At 58.5% G+C, this 1,543-nt stretch carries 2 protein-coding genes; both read left to right on the forward strand.

Features of this window, described 5'->3' with window-relative positions; genetic code table 11:
• The coding region (locus M5J06_RS12330; RefSeq protein ID WP_437177596.1) for a Mu transposase domain-containing protein at nucleotides 1–674 on the forward strand (674 nt) is incomplete at its 5' end.
• 6 nt (nucleotides 675–680) lie between these two features.
• Nucleotides 681–1,448 (forward strand): ATP-binding protein, encoded by a 768-nt coding sequence (locus M5J06_RS12335; protein ID WP_070624366.1) that lies wholly within the window; start codon nucleotides 681–683, stop codon nucleotides 1,446–1,448.
• Nucleotides 1,449–1,543 lie beyond the last annotated feature (95 nt).

Below are 1,543 nucleotides of genomic sequence, written 5' to 3' on the forward strand. Positions count from 1 at the left end.
ACCTGCCGGCAACCCCGTGGCAACATACCGAGTGGAAGCGTGCGAAAGTAGCCCCGGATTTCCATATCACGGTTGCAACGGTGCGCTACTCCGTTCCGCACCAGCTTGTTGGCCGCACTGTCGATGTGCGCATCACAGGCCAGGTCTTGACCGTCTTTGACCAGGGGACAACCGTGGCAACCCACCAGGTTTCGCATAAGCGTGGGGCCTATGTCACTGACTATGAGCACATTCCATCTGGAATGGACTCCACCCGTGGGCTGTGGACAAGCGACTACTTTTATCGCGAAGCCAGCAAAACCGGCCCGGCAACACGCAAGGTCATCGAAGAACTCATCGCGGCGAAAGCCATCCCGGCCCAGGCGTACCAGTCCTGTAGAAACGTGCTGTCGATGGGCAAACACGGCAACAAACCAATCCTGGAAGAGGCATGCCAGCGCCTGATGGCCAACGACGGCAGCCGACGGGCTGTGTCATATACCGCGGTCAAAAACATGATGGCCGCCATACGCAAAGAACACGCCACCCGGCCCCGCGGGTTAGACCAGGCCCCGCGCAGCACCACAGTCAACCAGCCCACCGCCCCTGCAATCACCGACCGGGATACCACCGGCGCGTTTCTCGGCGGTGCAGACCAGTTCAGCATGGACAACCTCGCTAAGAAAGGACACTAAAAGCCCATGTCATCACCAACCCCGCCAGCAGATCGCTTCCTTGACGAGTCCGTCCTGCCCGACTTCACCGCGCTGCGGATGACTGCCTTCGGCAGAAGCGTCATCGACATCGCCAACGATCCCGCATTCGACGCATGGACGTTTTCCCAAAAGGTGCTCTACGCACTCGATAAAGAAGTCGCGGCCAGGCGTGAACGACGCATCAACAAACTGCTAAAAGCATCCCGATCGCCAAACCTTGATGCTTGCCTTGAAAACGTGGTCTGCACGCCTGACCGCAACATCAACCCCGAGCAAGTCAGCAGACTCGCTCACGGACAATGGTGCCACCTGGGCCAAAACATTGTCATCCTGGGCAAATCCTCAGTCGGCAAAACCTACCTCGCCCAAGCCCTGATCACAGCAGCATGCCGCAACGACTACTCCGCACGGTTCTACCGCACCGACATGCTCGCCGCCGAACTGGCAGTCCTCCAACCCGATGACCCCGCACGGCTGAAGTTCATCCAGCACCTCCACGACGTCGACGTCCTGGTCCTCGATGACTTCCTGACCACACCTGTGGATGCCGCGACCGCGCACCAACTTCTCAACATCCTCGCCGGGCGAGAAGGCAAAGTCTCAACGATAGTGACCTCACAATTCACCCCACTGGAGTGGTACAAGTCCATCCCCGACGCCGTGATCTCCGAGTCAATCCTCAACCGACTCGTCTCCGGCGCCGAGATCATCACACTCGAAGGACCAAACATGCGCCTCACCACCAACACATAACCACCAACAACGCCTGAGTAAGACACCGCTACCGGATACTCACTCAGGCGCTACCAGATACTCACCACACCGCTACCATTTCAGTCTTCTGAACA

Origin of the sequence: Corynebacterium intestinale, assembly GCF_023574125.1 — a bacterium.
Taxonomy (GTDB): domain Bacteria; phylum Actinomycetota; class Actinomycetes; order Mycobacteriales; family Mycobacteriaceae; genus Corynebacterium; species Corynebacterium hesseae.

What these genes read in the sequence shown, in the direction of transcription:
- M5J06_RS12335 (WP_070624366.1), top strand. Translation starts at nt 681, where the DNA reads ATGTCATCACCAACCCCGCCAGCAGATCGCTTCCTTGACGAGTCCGTC.